This is a genomic window from Planotetraspora phitsanulokensis, assembly GCF_016863295.1.
GTDB classification, from domain to species: Bacteria; Actinomycetota; Actinomycetes; order Streptosporangiales; family Streptosporangiaceae; genus Planotetraspora; species Planotetraspora phitsanulokensis.
This window is the reverse complement of sequence record NZ_BOOP01000021.1, coordinates 176,769-195,748: the sequence shown is the minus strand read 5'-3', so window position 1 is coordinate 195,748 and position 18,980 is coordinate 176,769. Positions and strand designations below refer to the sequence as shown.

The window sequence follows — 18,980 nt, the reverse complement described above, 5'->3', positions numbered from 1 at the left end:
GAAACCCCCGACGGGTCGTCAGGCCTGCTCGCCCAGGACGGCCGCGAGCCGCTCGTCGCGCAGCCGCTGATACCACTCGTCGTTCACCGGGGGCAGCGGCCCGATCGCCCACGAGAGCAGCAGGTCGGCGAGCGCGGGGTTGCGGGCGAGCGCCGGGCCGTGCAGGTACGTGCCGATGATCTTCCCGGCGACGCATCCCTCGGTGCCGTCGCCGTTGCCCGTGCCGACGATCGTCCGCGACAGGGCCCGCACCCCCGGGCCCAGCTGGGTGACGCCCATGTGGTTCTCGAAGCCGGTCAGCGTGGGCAGGCGAAGCACGGGATCCACCTCCGCGGCCAGCTCGCCCACCGCGCGCTGCTCGCCTCGTCTCGAGCTGATGTCGAGCAGTTCGAGGCCGGGCACGGGCTGGCCCTCCTCGCCGCCGAACACCGAGCCCATGATCTGGTAGCCCGCGCAGACCGCCAGCAGCGCGGCCCCGCGGGCGATCGCCAGCTGCAGCCCGCCGTCCTTGCGCAACCGCTCGGCCCCGAGGATCTGCGGACGGTCCTCGCCCCCGCCGATGAGGTAGATGTCGCCCTGCTGGGGCACCGGGTCGGACGACCGGACGTAGTGAATCCTCGCCGGGACGCCCCGGGCGCGGGCCCGCTGCTCCAGGACCAGCACGTTGCCCTGGTCGCCGTAGGTGCTGAGCAGGTCCGGATAGATCCAGACGATTGACAATTCAGACTGCACGACCGAACTCCGTCCGGATCTGCTGGAACGCGGTGTAGTTGGCGATCACGTCGATCCTGCCCAGCGGCAGCGCGGCCACCGCCTGGTCGAACGAGTCGCAGAGCTGGAACGGGATGCTGGCGACGTCGAGCCGCAACGCCAGGTCGAGGCGCCGTTCGCCGGTCACGAAGACGGGCCGGCCCCGGAGGATGCGGTAGTCGACGTCCCAGAGCCACGAGGTGTCCCGGCCGTCCGGCCCCTGGGCGTTGACCGACAGGATGATCGGAAGCCTCGGGTCGGAGACCTCGAAGGCCTCCAGCCAGCCCGCCGGGTTCTTCGCCAGCAGGAGCCGCATCGCACGCCCGTCGCGCTCCACCGTCGTGTAACGGCCCGCCACCGAGGTGACCGTCCGCAGTCTCGGGATCGCCCGGGCCGGGTCGAGGCCGAACGCGTCGACCGTGGCGAGCGCGATCGCGGCGTTGGACCGGTTGGCCTCGCCGGGGAGCTGCAGATCGAGCCGCCAGCGCCGGCCGTGCGGGTCGATCACGTCCTCACCGTCGAGGATCCAGTCGGGCTCGGGCCGGTGGAAGGTGCATTCTCGGCACGCCCAGTGGACCGACCCCTGCTGCCCCATCTCCCGGGAACCGCCGCGGTCGAGCGGGCCGCCGCACTCGGGGCAGCACCACGAGTCCTCACGCCAGCGCTGCCCGCCCGACACCCACGTCACCCGGGCGGCCGTCGACGCGCCCCACGTGACCAGGGGGTCGTCGCAGTTGGCGATCACATGCGCGGGCTTGCCCGCGAGCGCGCGGCGCCACTTCTGGGCGAGCAGCCAGATCTCGGCCGCGCGGTCCATCTGGTCGCGGCTGAGGTTCATGAGGGTGACGATCCCGGCGTTGGTCGTGTCGAGCACCTCGGGGAGGTACTTCTCGTCGACCTCGAGGACGGCGAAGGGCGCGTGCTTCTGCCCCGACAGCGCCGACACGTGCCCGGCGGGCATGTTCGCCCCGAAGGCGTTGGTGGCCACCTCGCCCAGCTCCATGAGCGCCGAGGCGATCAGACGTGTCGTCGTGGTCTTGCCGTTGGTGGCGCTGACCAGGGCGAGCTTGCGGTCCGACGCGAGCTTGCGCAACAGGTCGGGCTCCAGCATGAGCCCGACCCTGCCGCCGATGACCGACCCGTCGCCGCGTCCGGTGGCCCTGGACAGCGTCGCGGCCGTGCGGCCCAAGGCACTGGCGAGCTGCGCCCGCAACGGAAGCTGACTCATGCCTGAGATCCTATCCGCGCTCCACCACCGGCCGCCTCGCCGCTCGGGGCCGTACGGCACTGCATGATCACGAACCGTGAAGACGCAGGCAGGAGGTGTCATCGGCGAACCTGTGCATGATCACGGACTGCGATGTCGCAGGTGAATGTGGGTTTCCCCGAACCTGTGCATGATCACGCCCGGGGGGCTGGGTCAGGTGGGGATGAAGGACAACTCCGGAGGGGTGTCTCCGTCGAAGGGGAGCACGAACCGGCGGGGCCAGGACAGGACGGTCTCCAGCCAGCCCGCGCCCATCGTCTGGGCGACGTGCTTGACCCGGTCCTTCGGCTCCACGCCGATCGCGACGGTTCCCACGTCCCGCTGGATGCCCTCGTGCTCGTCGTCGCCGAGGATGACCCGCCACGCGAGGGCCCGGTTGCGGTCCACCTCCATCGACAGGGGGTGATGGCGCAACGCCTTGGCCCGGTGCCCGAGCAGCTCGGTCCTGACCCCCACCGCGACGCCGCCCTCGCTCGCCGCCGCGGACCCGTTCACCCCCTGATGCGCGTACGGCCGGCCGACGGGATCCGTGCCGAACAGGGCGTACTCCATCGCCGGAGCGGCGCTGCGCAGGTCGGGCGCGGGATGGCCGAAGGGGAACAACCTGTCGACCTCGTGCAGCCAGCGGACCTGCGGGATGACCCAGGCCGCCCCGGGCCGCTCCCCGGCCTGCATCGGCTGTTCCCGGTCCTCCGGGTCGAGCAGCCCGGCGGCGACGTCGGCGGCCTTCTCCGTGAGCAGCGTGGGGTCGAACCAGGTCCGCAACGACCACGACCTGCGGGCGACCCCGCGCTCGGTGAGGGTGGCGAGCAGGCACTCCCTGCGCTTGACCGGCAGCTCGCCCCAGATGTCGGCGAGCACGCGCGGCACACCGGGCAGGGAGCGGTTGGTCACGAAGGAGAGGATCACGGTGTCGGTCCAGATCCGCAGCCACGCCCATTCCGGCGCGACGGCGAGCAGGTCGGCCTCACGCAGCTCCACCAGCGTGCAGGCCTTGCCCGTACGGCACTCGCGGCCGCAAGCGGCCGAACGGCGGCCGCAGATGGGCGGCACCGGGCTCAGCATGGCTCGCTCGCGGTCCTCCCCCAGCGGCACCTGGATGCGCAGCGGGCGGTCCATCCCGTCGGCGAAGACCGCCGCGTAACCCGGCTGGAGCGAGACGACCTGCCGGGACTGGTCCTCGCTCAGGTTCATCGCGGCGCCCACGAGCCGGCGGTCGTCCTCGGCGGGCAGACGGTGGACGACCTTCAGCGCGGTGTTCTTCACGACGTCGGAGACCAGCTTCGTGGGGATCTGCTCGGCGACGATGATGCCCTCGCCGTACGCCCTGATCTCGGCGAGCATCCCGGCGAGCAGCTCGACCGCGTGGGTGGAGGCCCGCTGCGAACCGCGGTCGCGGAGCAGGCGGTGGGCCTCCTCGATCACGATGACGTGCCGGAGGCCGGGCGGGCCGTCCTCGCCCCGCGGGTCCTGCCTCGCGCGCATCCGCAGGTGCTCGACGATGCGGATGATCAGCGTGCCCATCAGGAACGCCTTGTCCTCGTCGTTGGCCACGTCCTCGATGGCGAGCACCACGTTGCGCTGGAGCAGTCCGCCGATGTCGGCCGGGTGACCCCCCTCGAAGAAGCGGCCGGCGCTGCCCACCCGCAGGCTCCGCAGCCGGAGGCTGATGAACCCCTCGACGTCGGCCTGTACCTCGTTGCCGTAACCGATCTCCTGGATGACCTCCAGGGCGTGCTGCTGCAACTGCTCGAGGGTCGGCACGGCCGGCTGCACCGCCGCGCCGGGGATCCCGCCGCCGGTGACGACGTCCCAGCCGTTGGCCTCGTAGACCCGCTGGAGGGCCAGGGACATGATCTGCGGGAACGGCTCCTCGGCGTCGAAGGCCGCCATGAAGAGCGCGCGGACCATGTCGATGTGCGCCTGCACCGGATACCCCGGCTCGGGCGCGAGCGGGTTCACGCTGAAGGGCACGTTGTCGGGCGCGGACGGGTTGATGACGGTCAGCGGCGCGAGCTTCTCGACCCGGCCGGCCATCGCGGCGTACTCCGACTTGGCCGGCTCGATGGCCAGCCACGGGATCCCGGCCTTGGTGAGCTCCTCCAGCAGGTGCCTGACGGTCTGCGACTTGCCCGAGCCGGTGGCGCCGGTGATGAAGGCGTGCCGGTTCAGCGTGGCCAGCGGGACCCGGAACGCCCCCACCGCCCGGTCCTGGCCGTCCACGATCGCCCCGAGGTCGATCAGTTCGGACGAGCCCTCCGTCTCTGCCTCGCTCGTCACGTCGAAGTAACCGGCGTCGACCACGCGCACGCCCGGGACCTCACGGCGCGGCAGCCCCGCGAGGGCGGCGAGGGCTCCCGCGGTGGCGGCGAACGGCGCGGCCGCCCCGTCCGCGGAGTCCTGCAGGTTGACCGCCAGCGCCTCGGCGAAGCCGTACACGGACTCGCCGCCGGCGATGCCGCGCTCGGCCCCGGACAGGGCCGGGACGGACATGGCGCTGCGGAGCCGGTAGGGGTGGTGGCTCATCTCGACCGAGCCGACCAGGACGGGGGCGAGCTGCCGCAGTTCGTCGGGGCCGGCGGCCCCCGCGAGCACGCGGACGTTCCACAGCCCGGCCTCGCGGAAGGCGTCGAGCTCCTGCATCCTGCGCTCGGCGCGCTCGGCGTCGAACCGGGACCGCTCCGACGCGTCGCCGTACTGGCGCAGGACGTTCAGCTGAGTCCGCAGGTGCGCCACCTCGGTGTCGAGGAGGTCGGTCGGCTCGGCCACGACCACCCAGCCGAACGGCCGCGACATCAGCGTGACCAGCGTCGACTCGAACAGCGTCGGCCGCTTGTGCTCGTCGGCCTCGGGCTCGCGCCTGCCGTACAGCGGGGGCGCCTGCCTGCCGGGGCAGGGCGTCCAGACCAGGTCGGCAAGGTCGGCGAGCCACTCCTCCCCGATCTCGACCCCGCGGGCGCCGCCGGGGAAGAGCAACGGCTGGGGTCCGGTGACGGGCGCCTCGTCGCTGGCGACCGCGCGCTTCGGCGGTCGCGGCGGCGTCAGCGGCCCCGCGTTCGTGATGAGCTCGAGCGGCGCCCCCGACCCACGCGACAACCAGCCGATGACGAACGGGCGGTCACGCTGAGCGGCGGACAGGACTGCTGGAAGAACGGTGACGAAGTCCCACTCCGCGGACGAACTCCGCGACGGCGCGGCGATCGCCTGGATCCGGTACCACGGCCCGCTCAGGGGGAACGGATGCATGAGACCCCTCACTTGACGACGAACAGGGGAGAGACTCCTTCAACGATCACGCGCTCACATCCCTGTTGACGATGCCCTTACCGGATCCGGACGGTGTCATGGCCGCTTGCGCCAGTCGAGTCTGGGCGGCGGAGGACCGAGGTTCGGGGGCGGTGCGTCCTCGTCGAGCTCGACGGTCTCGGGCTCCTCGGGCCGCAGCGCGACCCGGCGGAGCTCCTGGAACTCACCCAGCGTCGTCTTGGGGAACGTGAGGATCGCGGGGTTCGCGTCCGCGAGCCTGACCTGCCGTCCCTCGGCGGTCGCGTGGGTGACGATCACCGATGTGGTGGGGAGCTGCTGCAGTTGGTGCGGCTCGACGAGGAACTCGCGCGAGCGCTGCAGCACGCCCTCGGTGACCTGCGGAGCACTGCGCCCCCACTCGGTCGACTCGGTGATGTCCTCCTTGAGGTCGCCCTCCCCCTTCTCCTCCGGCCCGGTACGGCCACCGCCGACGGTGGAGGTGTAGAACCCGCTCGGAGGGCGGACGGACGAGCTGAACGTCTCGGTGAGGTGGGCCAGCTCCAGGCGGTGCTCAGTGCCGACGTGCTCGCTCGCGACCCTGGCGTCCTCCGCGTTGCCCAGGCGCATGAACGCGACGGCGGCGTGGCCCCTGCCCAGCCGTTCCCGGACGGTCGGGGTGAGGCTGCGGTAGGTCAGCACCAGGCCCGTGCGGGACGTCTCGCAGGCGTCCATGAGCCGGTCGAGCACGTCGCCGCGTAACTTGTCCGCTCCGGCCACGATGATCGTGTGATACCAGGGCCGCTCGCTCGCCGGTGACTGGCGCAGGATGTGCGTGAGCGCGGTGGCCACGTAGGTGCCGAGCACCCGGTTGCCGAACACTCCCGCCTGCCGGTCCATGCTCACCACGCGCAGGCGTGCCGGCGGCAGCCGTACGGCCTCGGAGCCCAGCGTCTCCAGCTTGCGCAACTGCGACTCGAGCGCCCAGGCGCGCTCGATCACGACCCGGTCGGCGACGCCGCGACCGAAGAGCGTGCCGATGCGTTCGAGCTGGCTCGCGGTGAGCAGGCCGTACTTCATGTCGTCGCGCGGGTCGCCCACCTGCGCGAGTGCCCTGAGCGCGGCGGTGACCTGGCTGATCGTGGCGTTCTCCCCGAGGACCTCGAGGACCCGCTCCAGGATGGCGTTGTCGAAGCCGATGTCCCTGCTGGTCTCCTCGCTCACGCTCACGACGTGGGCGAGCACGTCGGCGAACGCCTCCGGCTTGAGCGTGGCGCCCAGGTCGAGCCGCGGCAGGTCCACGGGAAGCACCCACACCAGCGGGTCGTCCCCGCCCCGCTTGGCCAGCTCGATGAGGTCCTTGGCGATGGCGCCCTCGGACAGGTCGAGCACGGTGAGGTGACCGCCGCTGTAGAGCCGGGTCGCGCCGAGCAGGGTGATCAGCGCCGACCAGCCGGGAAGCGTCCCGCCTGCGACGTCGACGCGGTCGATCTCGTCGGGCACCGCAACCGCGTACCAGTTCAGCTGCTTGTCGAACGTGCTCTTCTTCTCGGCCCAGGCGCGGTACTCGGCGGCGTGCGCCTCCTGCGCCGCCTTGATGTCGCGCTCGCGCCGCTCGTGCGTCCGCTGCTCCCGCGCGCGTCGCTCGTTCACCCGCACGCCGACGGCACGGTTTCCCTGGGCGATCGCGTAGGTGCAGATGCCGGCCACGCCGCCCGCGGCGACCAGCCCGATCATCACGAACGACCACGCGAGCATCTGCGTCACCCCGAGGGCGAAGATGCCCGCCGCCACGACGGCCATGAAACGGCGGAAGATCCGGACCGGGCGGTTGAGCATGTCCTCCTGGAGCCGCTCCCGCTGAGCCCACTCCTCGTCGACCGGAGCCTGGGCCGCCGTCTCGTCGACGTCCTCCCGGGCGGGGCGTTTGGGCGGGGGTCCCGGATCTGGATGCAGCAGGGCGTACTGCCAGCCCAGGTAGATACGGTCCGCCTGAAGCTGTGCATGCTCCGGGTGCGGGTCGCCCACAAGCCCTCCATGTCCGCCTGGGTCACAGCGTAGGAGCTGTAAGCCCTATCAGGACGGGCTTCTCGGCATTCGGGACGCAATTCCGGCCAGCGATGGGACGAATGCGGCCAATGGTGTGACTGTGGGCGTACTACCATCCGGTGCCATGATGTCATCCCCCCGTGGCAGCCGTCGTCGACGCCCGGTCCTGGTTCCGGTCGCCTCAGCGGTGGTGGTGGCGGGCATCGGCCTCACCGCCGCGACAGGCGGCCTCGCCCAGGCGTCCGAGGAGCCACCCCCGAAGGTCGCCCCAGGCAAGGTGATCGACCAGGGCCAGTTCCGCACACAGTTCGTCAAGGCGGTCGACACTACCGAAAAGGACTCCTACGGAGGGTCCAAGCGATATCTGAAGCTCACCGTCCAAGTCACGAACCTGGGCGACGAGACCGTCGGCGTCGGCGTCATGCGAAAGCCCGGGGACAAAGTCATGCAGATTCCCTTCAGCTTCGCCGGTTCCATCCTGCGCGTGCGACCCGAGCCCAAGACCAAGTACGGCCCTGACATCAGCGTCATGAGCTTCGGCATGGAGAGCAAGCAACTCCTGCCCGACCTGATGAAGAACGTGGTGCTGAAGTACGAGCTCGACCCCGCGGCCACCGCACCCTCGACGGTGACCGTGGACGTGGGCCGGTTCGTCTACGAACAACTCGGAATTCGGGACCAGGCGCATTACTGGCAACTCGTCGGCGACGACGACGGCGACACGTTCGTCCCGACCGTGGCCGCGGAGGTCACCCTGCCCGTCACGCAGGAGCGCGGGTGATGGCGGTGGCAGGACCGGCGAGCGCGCCGCGGCCCGCGCCAAGGCCGCAGGTCCACGGGAGCATCGTTAGGCGTATCACGGGAATCGCGGCCGGGATCGCTCTGGCGGCGGCGGCGGTCTGGGCGCAGACGAACGCCATGCCGTACGAGGAGCGCGTCTCCTTCCTCACCACCACGGGCAGGATCGGCCAGGTGGTGGAGACGAACCGTTACAGCGTCAAGGTGACCTCGGTGTCATCCGCCCTGGCGGTGGACACCAAGAACTTCAGCGGCCAGACGCTCAAGGTGAAGGCCGCCTACCTGTTCCTTCTCGTGAACGTCTCAGCGACCACCGTTCGCCGGCCCATGGATCTGAGCGTGTCCAGCCCGCCCGTTCTGCTCGCCGCGGACGGCCGGCGCTACAACCCCACCGACAGGGTCGACCAGAGTCTCACCCTCTTGAGCAAGCGATTCCAACCGGGATTGTGGTCCAGCGGCGTCCTCGCCTACGAAGTGCCGAAGAATGCCGTGGCGGGAGCCCGTTTCGTCTTCGCCCCGTCCGCCGGCGCGATCCCCGTGGACACCTCGACTCCCGAAGCGGAGATCGACTTGGGGCTCACCCCCAGTGCCGCGGCCAAGCTGATCTCACATACCCCGGCCTACGTCTCATTGGTGAACAAGACCCCATGAGCCGACGGAACCGGAACGCACCCGACAGACAGACGTCCCTGAGCGAGGTTCTGACGTGAGCGAGACGCCTACGGGCGGAGGCCGGCCGGGCCCCGGCTCTCCGGACTCCCGGGACTGGTTCGCCCCTCCGCTGGACCAGCCTGCGGACATGGACATCACCTACACGGGCCCGCCGCCCCAGCCTCCCTCGATCCCCATTCCGGGAACGCTCCGGCCTGTCGGGGACCTGCGGGTCTGGCCGGCTCCGTCGGAGGAGGAGCACACCATGACGGTGCCCTTCCCCGCCGTCCCGGGCACCCGCGTCGAACTGCCGGCCCACTACCGGCGGCCCTCTCAGGCGGCCGCGCCCGCTCCTCCCCCGCGCACGTCGATGTCGCGCGGCAAACGCCGTGCGCTGTTGGGATCCGGCGCGTTCCTCTCGGTGGTGGCCGCCGTCGCCCTTCCCGGCTGGTTCGCCTACGGGGTCTATCAGTACGGCCGGCCGAGCGACCACATCCACATCGTCAAGCCCGGCCAAGCCGCGACCTGGCAACACGTGTCGTGGAAGGTCAGTCTGGCACCCATCCCCGATCCGGTCCCGAGTGCGAAGCCGGACGCTTCGCGCCAGTGGATGAAGGTCGTGGTGACGAGGACGGCTCTGGACGAGGAGGGGACCATCCGGCACTACCCGCCCGAAGTACGGCTGACGGACAAGTCAGGCCGTCTCTGGCTCGCCGAGGTCGTCAACGAGACCACACCGAACGAGCCCCAAGCGAACAAGATCGGCACGCCGTACCAGATCGACCTGATGGGTGTGGTGCCGCCGTCGGTCGCCGGCCAGGTCGAGGTCCTGTTGCGGCCCAGCATCTCCCGCGACGTGCCCGGCCAGTCGGTGGCCGACATGATGAAGGAGTCGGTCACGACCGAGGAGAAGAGCGACCAGGTGCTCAGGTTCGTCCGCTGACCCGCGGACGGCGAAGCCGGTCACGGGTGGCGGCCAGGTCGAAGGTGGCGGCGATGAGGCACATGGTCAGGGTCGTGACCAGCAGTTCGGCGACGAAGAACACCGGAACGTCTGTCACGAAGTAGAAGTACGGCTCGTCACTGGCCAGCAGGTACTGCCCCGCCCTGCCGAGGTAGTCGCCGCCGATTTGCAGACCGACGTAGCAGAGCGCGAACAGGCCGAAGAGCGGGGCCCCTCCTCTCACCGTCAGCCGGAGGGAGTTGAGCAGGGGGATCCAGCGCTCGGTCCATCCCGCCGTCAGCTTGGAGAGGGCACGCCGGGTCAGGCTGTGGGTGTCCTGCAGCCGGGCGGCCGCCGTCTCGAGAGGCGTGCCCCTGATCGTGGTCTGCGTGTCCTCCGCGTAGGCCCCGTAGACGAGGATGCCGACGGTGAGCCACGCCAGGGGAAGGGCGAGTCCGGAGATCACATGAGGCCAGACGTCCGACCAGAACCATTCCCACCCGGGAATGGCCGCCTGCGCGTCCCCCCACAGCTTCTCGCCGCCCGCGACGACGGCCCGGTCGCCTATCCAGGCGGAGCGGGCACCCCCCAGCGTCCAGACGGCGTTGAGCCCGTAGAAGACGAACGCGAGCTCCCCGAAGGTCGCCATGATCCCCGAGAACCTGCCCTGTCCCGCCTCGTGCCGCCGGCCGAACAGCGTCTTCAGCAGGTACGCCACCACGGCCGCGGCGACGGAGACCTTGAAATCGAGATTGACCAGGCCTGCCATCACCCCGCTGTCCTGACCGGCGAAGGCGTCGACCGCGAACGCGTCCGGCTTGCGAAAGAGGTCGATGTTCATGAAATCGCGGACGTCCTGGTCGATGAAGCTCCAGGTCATGTAGATGCCCGAGAAGACCAGTGCGGTCCGGTTGAGAGCTCCGAACAGGCCTTCCTTGGCCTCGTCACCCGTCCTGCGCGCCCGGGTCTCCATCAGCGCGCCCCGGATCACGTACAGCATGCCCACCGTCGTGGCGAGCGACGTCATCACAACGAGTGTGAACAGGAACACGACGACGACCAGGCGCACCTGGTACCACGAACCGTGCGAGAGGGTCGCCGCCAACAGCAGCAACGCCCACCGTACGAGCCGCCCGGCCGAGAACCAGATGATCAGCGGCAGAGCGCAACTCGCCGCGATGCGCAGCGTGTGCAGCGGGAGTGCGTATGGCGACAGTGTCCAGGTCGCCTTGGGGGCGGCGGCAGCCTGGGCCGGGACAGGGGGCGCGGACGTTCCGGACATCTGCCGCATGCTATCGGGTTCGATCGGCGCTGAGCACCCTGCCGCAGCGGGGAGACCGTCACGGGAGTGGCGCCGCCGAGAATGCGAAAGGCCGGCACTCGAGGAGAGTGCCGGCCCTGCGGTGACGCGAGGGTCAGACGGCGACGGCGAGCTGGGAGACCTCGCCGATCTTGGCCTCGACCGAGACGTCCTTCGTGACGCCTCCGCCCGCGATGATGCGGACGGTCCACTGGCCGGGGGCCGCGAAGAAACGGAAGACACCCTCGTCGGAGACGACGACCTCACCGGTGAACTCACCGGAGTGGTCGAGCAGCCGCGCGTAGGCGGTACCGGCGCCGGAGACGACGCCCTGGATCACGGCCTGCGTGGACAGGTCGATGCCTGCCGGCAGCGCGACGGTCTGCTCCGGAGCTGCGCATCCTTGAGCTTGTACGGACATCAGCGGGCCTCCCCCAACTCGATCGGCACGCCCACGAGCGAGCCGTACTCGGTCCACGAGCCGTCGTAGTTCTTGACGTTCGCCTGGTCGAGGATCTCGTGCAGCACGAACCACGAGTGCGCCGAGCGCTCCCCGATGCGGCAGTAGGCGATGGTGTCCTTGCCGAAGTCGACACCCTCACCCGCGTAGAGGTCCTTCAGCTCGTCGTCGGAGCGGAAGGTGCCGTCGTCGTTGGCCGCCTTCGACCACGGGATGTTGCGGGCGGTGGGCACGTGGCCCGCGCGCTGCGCCTGCTCCTGCGGAAGGTGGGCCGGGGCGAGCAGCTTGCCGGTGAACTCGTCGGGCGAGCGGACGTCGACCAGGTTCTGCTTGCCGATCGCGGCGACGACGTCGTCGCGGAAGGCGCGGATCGACAGGTCCTGCTCCGAGGCGGTGTAGGTGGTGGCGGAACGGGGCGCCACGTCCTCGACCAGCTCGCGGGAGTCGAGCTCCCACTTCTTGCGGCCACCGTCGAGCAGCTTGACGTTCTCGTGGCCGTAGAGCTTGAAGTACCAGTACGCGTAGGCGGCGAACCAGTTGTTGTTGCCACCGTAGAGGACGACGGTGTCGTCGTTGGCGATGCCACGGGCCGACAGCAGGGCCTCGAAGCCCGCCTTGTCGACGAAGTCGCGGCGGACCGGGTCCTGCAGGTCCTGACGCCAGTCGATCTTCACGGCGCCACGGATGTGGCCCTTGGCGTAGGCGCTGGTGTCCTCGTCGACCTCGACGAGCACGACACCCGGCGTGTCGAGGTTGGCCTCGACCCAGTCGGCATCCACCAGGACGGCGGAGCGGCTCATTGTGTTCTCCCAGGTTGTAGACGGCGGATGATCAGGTACATCTCGCAGCCCAGGCAGAAGCCGAAGGCGGCGTTGAGAAAGGCGGCCAGCAGTGCCGCTGCTGTCGCACCCAGAGCCAGCGGAGTGATTCCTGCCGCGAACCCGATCAACCCCACGATCGCGAACCCGAACCCGACGCCCTGCGCGAAGCGCGGCGGCGCGGCGTCCTCCAGTTCGCCCGGCGGTCCCAGCCTCGGCCGCACCAGCCTCCGGTAAAGGAGCCCGTACGGCGAGGCGTCGAAGGCGCCGAACGCGAACACGATCGCCTGCAGTGCCAGCAGCCAGGGGCTGCGCGTCACCAGAGTGATCGCGAGAACCAGGGTCGTGACGGCCGCACCGAACCGGGGGCCTCGAGGGTCGATTTGCATCGCGGGATGCTCCTGAACGATTCACGGAATGCGGCGAAAGCCGCGGGAATCACCCTCAGGCCATGCGACAGAGCGATGTGGCCACGCGGCAGAAGTCCACCGCGCGCCGCTTCGTGAGCAGCTCTGTCGTGGGAGTCATGACCACGACAGTACCTGCCGTCTCGCCATCTGTCACACGCTGTCCGATTGATGAGACGAATCATGAGACGAGCCGTCGACCGCCGCGCCGAGGGCCGCGATGACGTCGGCCTTCCTGGGCAGGCCGGAGGCCCTTTTCACGACGTTTCCGGCACCGTCCACGACCAGGACCGTCGGCGTCCGCATCACGTCGAACCGCCTGACGAGATCGAGCCGTGACTCGGCGTCGATCTCGACGTGCCGGACCCCGGGCACCATCTCCGCCACGTCGTGGAGGACGCGCCTGGTCGCCCGGCAGGGCTGGCAGAAGGCGGTGGAGAACTGCACGAGGGTGGCGCGCTCACCCAGGGCCGAGCCGAGATCGTCCCTCGTCACCACCGGGCGGGTCCCGGAGACCACCTGCTTCACGGCACGCACCTTCCCGTCGCGGCGCCTCATCAGGAATCCGATGATCACGCCGACGACGAGCGTCACGCCCAGGACCACGATTCCGGCCATCGTGCTGTGCAACCCGCCTTCCCCGCGGATTCATTCCCGTCATGCCTACCCGAGAACGAACGTCCGTCACACCGGTTTCCCACAGGGCGACCAGTCACGGCGACAGGTCACACGGTGAGGGTCACGAGTCCCCCGTCGGAGGTGGTCAGCTCGAAGCGTGCGATCTTCCCCACCGGGAGCTCCGTCGAGCCGTCGTACCCCTGGCCGGGGCGATAGCCCCCCGGGGGGACCTCCCAGCTCCCGGCAGGCGACCTGGTGCCGTCCCTGCCGATGGCGTACAACCGGCACACGGTGCCCGCGGGGACGCCGCGGACCCAGGCCACGACCTTCGTGCCGCCGTTCTCGGTGGTGAGCCGGACGCCGAGCCGCACGTCACCCTGCGTGACCTCTCGTCTCACCGTCGCCCCCGCGTCCTCCACCTGCGGAGCGCCGGAGGCGATCTTGGGGGCGGCCGCGGCGCTGCCGTCGCCCGCCGACGCGGCGGCCGGGGTGCTCTGCCTGCCCGCGGCGACCTCGTTCTGGGACGTCGTCGACGCCGTGTCCTGTGTGCCGCGGTCGACCGCCAGCCAGGCCGTACCGCCGAGCGCCGCCACCACGACGGACGCGGCCAGGGACAGAAGGGCCCGCGACCAGCGGCTGCGCCGGACCGAGGTGGCCACCAGCCGCTCGAGCACGGCCCGCGGGGGCGCGGCGGCGTGCCGGATGTCGTCTTCCGAGACGAGCGCGAGCACGGGCGGCAGCCCGGACAACTCCGCCAGCTCGGCCCGGCACTCGGGGCATCCGTCGAGATGGGCCTCCACCTCGGCGATCTCGTCGTCCTCCAACGCGCCCAGGACGTAGACCCCGAGCGACATGCGCGCGTCGTCGCAGGTCATGGCGCAAGCCCCCGTTCCTCCAGGGCGAGCTTCAACGCTCGGAGCGCATAGTAGGTCCGCGACTTGACCGTGCCGGCCGGTATGCCGAGGACCGCTGACGCCTCCTTCACCGATCTCCCCCGGTAGTACGTCTCCCGGAGCACCTCGCGATGCTCCGGCCTGAGCGAGGCCAGCGCCTCCGCCACCGCCCACGACTCGACGGCCTTGTCCAGCTCGTCGTCCGCGGGAACCACGGCCAGGGCCTCGTCGCCCGTCTCCTGCGGCCGGGACTGGCGGGCCCGGTGCTGGTCGACGACCAGGTTGCGGGCGACGGTGAACAGCCACGCGCGCACGGGCCGCCCCCCGAGCACGGACGGATGGCGCCAGGCTCGCAGCAGCGTCTCCTGCACGACGTCCTCCGCCCTGCCCGGGTCTCCGGTCAGGCGGAGCACGTAGCCGTACAGCGGCCCGCCGTGATCTTCCACCAGCGCGCGCATGAGCTCGTCGGCGGCGGCGGTTCCGGCTGGACTCACACCCTCATCACGTACGGCCGGGCCGTCGGGTTCAGGAGTGTGTTCCAGGTCACCGGAGGGGGACATCAGAGGCGGAGCCCTCGACCGCGAGCCCCTCGGGGGTCGTCTTCACGCTGGTGATTTTAAGGCCGAGTGGCAGGTCCTTGACAGGCACGGTGAAGCTGATGAACCTCTCCGGGTTCGGGACGGACAGGCCGCCCGCGACCTTCACGCCGACCGGTGTCAGCTTCACCGCCCCGGATGCGACGGCGATCTTCATGTCGGCCGTGACCGGCACGGAGCGTCCCAGCGCCTTGATGGTGCCGGACACCCGCACCTTGTCCCCCGCGCCGTCGATCTCGATGCCGCGCGGGGCCCGCTCGGCGATGGTGTCCCAGGAGATCACCACGGTGCCGGACACGTTCTCGGCCCGGATGTCGGCCTTCGAGGGGTCCTGGATGAGGTCGCCCAGGGCGGCCGTCACTCCGGCCAGGGTGGCGTCGATCTTCGACAGCTTGACGTCCTCGACGGTCATCGGGCCGATCCCGACGGCGATCTCGTCGTACCGCCCGAGAAGCGCCTGAGTGAGGAAGGGGATGCCCTTGATCTCCACCGTGGGAGGCGTCGTGAGGTCGTACTTCGCCGCGACCTGCTTGGCGATCTCACTCTGCACGCCGGTGACCGCGACCCTGTCCACGATGGCGAGCAGGACGGCAAGCACGATCAGGGTGACGACCAGCTTGCGCATTCGGCTCCTTCGGGGGCTCGCCTGCCGTCGAGACTAGCGCCTCATCCCCCGGCAAAAGGCGGTAAAACTTCGACAATCGCACCTTCAGGGAGGAGCACGACGCCCGGATCGCGTGTGCCCGCCGGATGACCGTCGATCAAGAAGGACGATCGCCTCAGCACCCGCTCGAGCTCCGGCCTGCCTCCGATCGCGGCGAGCAGATCCTTCAGGGTCTCCGCGTCGAACGGTTCCTCCGCGACTCCGGCCGCCTCCTTGGCCGCCGCCCAATAGCGGACCGTCCCGGTTGCCATCGGCTTCCCAGCCCCCTTCCGCCACGCGGGCGACCACCGAATGTGAGCGCCAGGTTACGGTGGTAAACCACGTGACATGGTGTTCACACGATGGACCCACATTGGACCTCAATGTGCTGTGAGCTAGCCTACGGATTATGGACCTGGGCAGCGTGGCCCCCGGGTCCTTCCGTGTTTGTACGGCTGGCGCAGGTTTCATCCGAAGCAGCGGACAAGCCGATCGAGGTGGCAAGGAGGCGGAAAGTGAGCAACCTGCTCCTGCTGACCAATGCTTTGGAGCCCTCCGCGGAGGTTCTCCCGGCGCTCGGACTACTCCTCCACTCGGTGCGGGTGGCGCCCGCCGAGGCGTCCGCGCTGATCGACACCGCGCCCGCCGACGCGGTCCTGGTCGACGCGCGCCGCGAGCTCGCCCAGGCCAAGAGCCTGTGCCGGCTGTTGCGGACCACCGGGATCGACTGCCCGCTCATGGTGATCGTCACGGAGGGCGGCCTGGCCGCGATGACGGCCGAATGGGGGCTCGACGACGTGCTCCTCGACACGGCCGGCCCCGCCGAGGTCGAGGCCCGGCTCCGCATGGCCGTCGGCCGGCGGTCGCTCGCGGCGGCCGAGGAGGTGCCCGACGAGATCCGCAGCGGTGAGCTGTCGATCGACGAGGCCACCTACACGGCGCGCCTGCGCGGCCGCGCGCTCGACCTGACGTTCAAGGAGTTCGAGCTGCTCAAGTACCTCGCGCAGCACCCCGGCCGGGTCTTCACCCGGGCCCAACTGCTGCAGGAGGTCTGGGGTTACGACTACTTCGGGGGCACCCGCACCGTCGACGTCCACGTCCGCCGCCTGAGGGCGAAGCTCGGCGCGGAGCACGAGGCCCTCATCGGCACCGTACGCAACGTCGGCTACCGGTTCGTCCCCGACCGTGGCGGCGAGCATGCGGAGGAGGCCGAGCCGGCCCGCCGCTGATCTTTTCGCGGTACGGCTCACGCCCGGGAAGGGCGTGAGCCGTACGTGTTTCCTGCGTCTTTCCTGCGTCAGCCGTTCACGGCGAACCCGCACCAGGTGGTCCACCCCGAGACTGCGTTGCCCTGTTCGGCCCGCAGCCGGAACCTGTATGTCCCCGGAGCCAGCGCGTTGGGATCGAGGGTGAGGGCCAGCACCCGGCCGCTCGGCCAGATTCGGCTGGTCCTGGTGATCAGCGGCTCTCCTCCCGCACCGCTGATTTCGAACGTCGCGCGCATTGTCGGGTGCTTGCCGAAGGGCGTGGGACTGGCAGCGAGGACGATCGTGTCCTTCGTGGACACGCCTGGAGTGCCGGCGCTACAGAGTTGGTTCGGCGTGAACGCGTCGGTCTGAATTCGCGGCGCGGCGGGAACGCCCGGTGTCGCTCGATCGGCGAACGCGGGACTGACGGCGTACAGCGTGGCCACTACCAGGGCGAGAAGGCCTGCGACGAGGGCCGCGACGCGATATCTGTGGGGAATGTGCACCTTCTTCTCCCGATCTAGAAGATGTAGAGGAAGATCTTGCCGTCGTACTGGACGTTGCAGGCCCAGGAGTTGCCCAGTCGCTGCCCCTGGACCATGTCGGCGCCGTCGTAGTCGCACTGGTTGAACGCGTCCCTGATGGAGTCGTCTCGCGACAGGTCAGGCGAGTACGTGTAATAAGGGGCGGCTGTCGACGACGGAGCCGGATAGGTGTACCCCGTGGTGACGCCGAGGGTCGTGTGCGTCCGGGTTCCGTCCGCGAGCAGCTCACCGCCGTTGCCGACGAGCTTCTGCCCGGTCGCGTATCCGTAGTCGCCGTCCCAGGAGTAGTGAACGCCAAGATAGATCCGGCTTCGCGCATCCTCGATGCCCGCCTGGCTGAAGCTCGTGAAGGAACGCGTCAGGAAATTTCCGGCCGCGTCGACGGCATGCGGGTCTTCCGTTTCGGCGGTGAAGCTGATCGAGTCCGTCCCGAAATACGCCTTCATCGACGCGGCCCAGGCGCCGCCGAAGGTGGCGTGCCCCGAGACGTACGCGGGGAACGCCGGGCTGAAGTGGACCCCCGCGGTGTCCGCGGAGAGCGGCTGCCATGAAGGATCGGCGACGGTGTTCGCGTTGCCGTCGTCGGCCGCGAGGCGGATCGCGGTCTCGGGCCGCCACAGGTCGATCGGAGTCTGGTACTTCGAGTCCCAGGACGCGATGCCGGCATCGGCCAGCGCGAGACTGACGCTCCCGAAGAGCTTCGCGTTCTGCAGTTCTCCCAGGCCACGCTGCACGGACACGTCACGGGTCATGTCGAGGAGCTGTCCTGGCGGCTTGTAGGTGCCGTTAAGGTCGTTGGCCCAGAACCAGGCGATCTGTGTCTGCTCGGCCGTCCGGGTGGTGCTGTCGACCCTGCCGAGCTCCTTCACCTCGTTGACCTGGTCGGCGTACGCCTGACTGGCCAGCATGGTGGTGATGTTGGAGAACCCTCCGGGAAGCTGCGGCCGGGCGGATGACGAGGAGACCGGGCTCCGGTCCAGCGTTCCGTTGGCGCGGTAGTCGACGGGATAGCTGAAGTCGGGGGGCGGCTGGGGGGAACCGAACCGGCTGAATCTGCGCACCTTCCCCCAGTTCGGGGTGGCCGCGTCCCCGGATCCCGTGGGCCGCCATTGGCCGGGGGCCGTGCTCGGCACGTAGGCCGTGGTGTCGGTCGAGCCGTCACCGGTCCGCGTAGCGATCATGACAGTGGCGGCCTGCTCACCGATGCTCCGTCCCGCCTTCTCCGCGTCGGTCGCAGGCGCTGCCGGTTCGGCTTGGGCGAAGAAAGTACTGAAATCGACTGCGGGGAAAACCGAGGTGAGCACCTTGAACGCGGCGTAGTCGATTGCGGTCTGCGTGTCAGGATTGGCCGATTTGGGGCTCATACTGATCCCCGGATTGTAAATGCCCCCGATGCAGTCGTCCGGCCGCAAATCACGCCCCTGCTTGTAGCACTGGGTGTAATTGGCGGCGTCGTACATCGCGAGGTGCACCATCGCGCCGGCCCGAGACAGCGGCCCCGGAGCCCCACCCACCTGGCGATACGCCTCGAGGAGCACGTCGTTCCAGTAGAGGACCCGGTCTCCCACGTCGGCGGCGGCCCGTGCCGGTGCCCGCACGCCGAGCACCGAACAGAGCACCACTAAGAGCACCACCATTGGCACGGTTATGGTGCGAATTGCCGAGCTTCTACCCATGGCCACCTTCTCCCCGATATGTCCGATTGACCTGAGGCTAGGCAGAAGATCGCGCTGAATCAACAGAACATGTCGT

General features: G+C 69.7%; 20 protein-coding genes. 4 read left to right on the top strand and 16 right to left on the bottom strand.

What is annotated here, in order from left to right; genetic code table 11:
* Nucleotides 1-18 precede the first annotated feature (18 nt).
* The 4 genes from Pph01_RS23400 to Pph01_RS23385 all read right to left on the bottom strand — a co-directional run bounded on the left by Pph01_RS23400 (nucleotide 19) and on the right by Pph01_RS23385 (nucleotide 7,288).
* A complete protein-coding gene (locus tag Pph01_RS23400) occupies nucleotides 19-732 on the bottom strand; it encodes a type 1 glutamine amidotransferase (protein WP_204075289.1) in 714 nt (237 codons plus the stop codon).
* Nucleotides 722-1,978, bottom strand: a complete 1,257-nt coding sequence (locus Pph01_RS23395; protein ID WP_204075288.1) for a Mur ligase family protein — start codon at nucleotides 1,976-1,978, stop codon at nucleotides 722-724. The genes Pph01_RS23400 and Pph01_RS23395 overlap by 11 nt, the downstream gene beginning before the upstream one ends.
* Before the next feature lie 192 nt (nucleotides 1,979-2,170).
* On the bottom strand, nucleotides 2,171-5,263 hold the full coding sequence (locus tag Pph01_RS23390) for an ATP-binding protein (protein ID WP_204075287.1): 3,093 nt from the start codon (nucleotides 5,261-5,263) through the stop codon (nucleotides 2,171-2,173).
* A gap of 96 nt (nucleotides 5,264-5,359) precedes the next feature.
* On the bottom strand, nucleotides 5,360-7,288 hold the full coding sequence (locus Pph01_RS23385; RefSeq protein ID WP_204075286.1) for a hypothetical protein: 1,929 nt from the start codon (nucleotides 7,286-7,288) through the stop codon (nucleotides 5,360-5,362).
* Nucleotides 7,289-7,433: 145 nt separating this feature from the next.
* Here Pph01_RS23385 and Pph01_RS23380 point away from each other — a divergent pair, with 145 nt between their 5' ends.
* Genes Pph01_RS23380 through Pph01_RS23370 form a run of 3 tightly spaced genes read left to right on the top strand, consistent with a single transcriptional unit; the run spans nucleotide 7,434 to nucleotide 9,701 of the window.
* Nucleotides 7,434-8,090, top strand: coding sequence for a hypothetical protein (locus Pph01_RS23380; RefSeq protein WP_204075285.1), 657 nt, complete (start codon nucleotides 7,434-7,436; stop codon nucleotides 8,088-8,090).
* Nucleotides 8,090-8,758 (top strand): DUF4352 domain-containing protein, encoded by a 669-nt coding sequence (locus Pph01_RS23375; protein ID WP_204075284.1) that lies wholly within the window; start codon nucleotides 8,090-8,092, stop codon nucleotides 8,756-8,758. Before Pph01_RS23380 ends, Pph01_RS23375 begins: the two co-directional genes overlap by 1 nt.
* A gap of 55 nt (nucleotides 8,759-8,813) precedes the next feature.
* A complete protein-coding gene (locus tag Pph01_RS23370; RefSeq protein ID WP_204075283.1) occupies nucleotides 8,814-9,701 on the top strand; it encodes a hypothetical protein in 888 nt (295 codons plus the stop codon).
* On the opposite strand, the gene Pph01_RS23365 is transcribed toward Pph01_RS23370, so the two are convergent.
* From Pph01_RS23365 to Pph01_RS23325, 10 genes are all read right to left on the bottom strand, one after another.
* Nucleotides 9,685-10,983, bottom strand: a complete 1,299-nt coding sequence (locus tag Pph01_RS23365; RefSeq protein WP_204075282.1) for a hypothetical protein — start codon at nucleotides 10,981-10,983, stop codon at nucleotides 9,685-9,687. The genes Pph01_RS23370 and Pph01_RS23365 overlap by 17 nt on opposite strands.
* Nucleotides 10,984-11,116: 133 nt before the next feature.
* Nucleotides 11,117-11,422, bottom strand: a complete 306-nt coding sequence (locus tag Pph01_RS23360) for a DUF1416 domain-containing protein (protein ID WP_204075281.1) — start codon at nucleotides 11,420-11,422, stop codon at nucleotides 11,117-11,119.
* Nucleotides 11,422-12,261, bottom strand: coding sequence for a sulfurtransferase (locus Pph01_RS23355; protein WP_203887031.1), 840 nt, complete (start codon nucleotides 12,259-12,261; stop codon nucleotides 11,422-11,424). Before Pph01_RS23355 ends, Pph01_RS23360 begins: the two co-directional genes overlap by 1 nt.
* Complete coding sequence (locus Pph01_RS23350; protein ID WP_204075280.1) at nucleotides 12,258-12,668, bottom strand: DUF4395 domain-containing protein; 411 nt, start codon at nucleotides 12,666-12,668, stop codon at nucleotides 12,258-12,260. Before Pph01_RS23350 ends, Pph01_RS23355 begins: the two co-directional genes overlap by 4 nt.
* 55 nt (nucleotides 12,669-12,723) lie before the next feature.
* Nucleotides 12,724-12,807 (bottom strand): putative leader peptide, encoded by an 84-nt coding sequence (locus tag Pph01_RS43725; protein ID WP_372446775.1) that lies wholly within the window; start codon nucleotides 12,805-12,807, stop codon nucleotides 12,724-12,726.
* Nucleotides 12,808-12,839: 32 nt separating this feature from the next.
* Nucleotides 12,840-13,304: a thioredoxin family protein gene (locus Pph01_RS23345; protein ID WP_373315681.1), complete on the bottom strand. Its 465-nt coding sequence runs from the start codon at nucleotides 13,302-13,304 to the stop codon at nucleotides 12,840-12,842.
* 107 nt (nucleotides 13,305-13,411) lie between these two features.
* Nucleotides 13,412-14,179, bottom strand: coding sequence for an anti-sigma factor family protein (locus Pph01_RS23340; protein WP_204075279.1), 768 nt, complete (start codon nucleotides 14,177-14,179; stop codon nucleotides 13,412-13,414).
* On the bottom strand, nucleotides 14,176-14,691 hold the full coding sequence (locus tag Pph01_RS23335; RefSeq protein ID WP_275412860.1) for a sigma-70 family RNA polymerase sigma factor: 516 nt from the start codon (nucleotides 14,689-14,691) through the stop codon (nucleotides 14,176-14,178). Before Pph01_RS23335 ends, Pph01_RS23340 begins: the two co-directional genes overlap by 4 nt.
* Nucleotides 14,692-14,740: 49 nt before the next feature.
* Nucleotides 14,741-15,418 carry an LmeA family phospholipid-binding protein gene (locus Pph01_RS23330; protein ID WP_204075277.1) on the bottom strand — a complete coding sequence of 226 codons (678 nt, stop codon included), beginning with the start codon at nucleotides 15,416-15,418 and terminating at the stop codon, nucleotides 14,741-14,743.
* A gap of 41 nt (nucleotides 15,419-15,459) precedes the next feature.
* Nucleotides 15,460-15,708, bottom strand: coding sequence for a MoaD/ThiS family protein (locus tag Pph01_RS23325; RefSeq protein WP_204075276.1), 249 nt, complete (start codon nucleotides 15,706-15,708; stop codon nucleotides 15,460-15,462).
* Between the two features lie 243 nt (nucleotides 15,709-15,951).
* Between Pph01_RS23325 and Pph01_RS23320 the strand changes: the two genes are divergently transcribed.
* Complete coding sequence (locus Pph01_RS23320; protein WP_204075275.1) at nucleotides 15,952-16,665, top strand: winged helix-turn-helix transcriptional regulator; 714 nt, start codon at nucleotides 15,952-15,954, stop codon at nucleotides 16,663-16,665.
* A 68-nt stretch (nucleotides 16,666-16,733) separates the two neighbouring features.
* Here Pph01_RS23320 and Pph01_RS23315 read toward each other — a convergent pair whose 3' ends face one another.
* Nucleotides 16,734-17,189: a hypothetical protein gene (locus Pph01_RS23315; RefSeq protein ID WP_204075274.1), complete on the bottom strand. Its 456-nt coding sequence runs from the start codon at nucleotides 17,187-17,189 to the stop codon at nucleotides 16,734-16,736.
* 14 nt (nucleotides 17,190-17,203) lie between these two features.
* Nucleotides 17,204-18,865 carry a vanadium-dependent haloperoxidase gene (locus tag Pph01_RS23310; protein ID WP_204075273.1) on the bottom strand — a complete coding sequence of 554 codons (1,662 nt, stop codon included), beginning with the start codon at nucleotides 18,863-18,865 and terminating at the stop codon, nucleotides 17,204-17,206.
* Between the last annotated feature and the right edge of the window lie 115 nt (nucleotides 18,866-18,980).